Origin of the sequence: Maritalea porphyrae, from assembly GCF_027213965.1 — a bacterium.
GTDB classification, from domain to species: domain Bacteria; phylum Pseudomonadota; class Alphaproteobacteria; order Rhizobiales; family Devosiaceae; genus Maritalea; species Maritalea porphyrae_A.
In genome coordinates, this window is record NZ_JAPWGX010000072.1 from 1 (window position 1) to 245 (window position 245).

The 245-nt window shown below is 44.1% G+C and carries 1 protein-coding gene; it reads right to left on the reverse strand.

Annotation, left to right across the window (positions count from 1 at the left end):
* Nucleotides 1–227 (reverse strand): AMP-binding protein (locus O4H47_RS18055; RefSeq protein WP_269395409.1); only part of this gene is annotated, 227 nt, incomplete at its 3' end.
* Nucleotides 228–245: the final 18 nt, after the last annotated feature.

Consider the following 245-nt stretch of genomic DNA (forward strand, 5'->3'; position numbering starts at 1 on the left):
ACATGAAGCAGACCGATGTACATCGTTGGCACACCAGCAAATATCGTCACCCTATGTTTTTCCACCAGCTCAAGAACATGTTTAGGCTCAAACCTAGGCACTAACACCAATGTTGCCCCGCCCAAAACACTAGCATTTAAGTGGACGGTTTGACCAAATGTATGAAATAAAGGCAAAGTTACTAAGTGAATATCATCGGCCTGGCTGCCCATAATGTTTTGTGCCACCAGAGCGTTCATTATGAT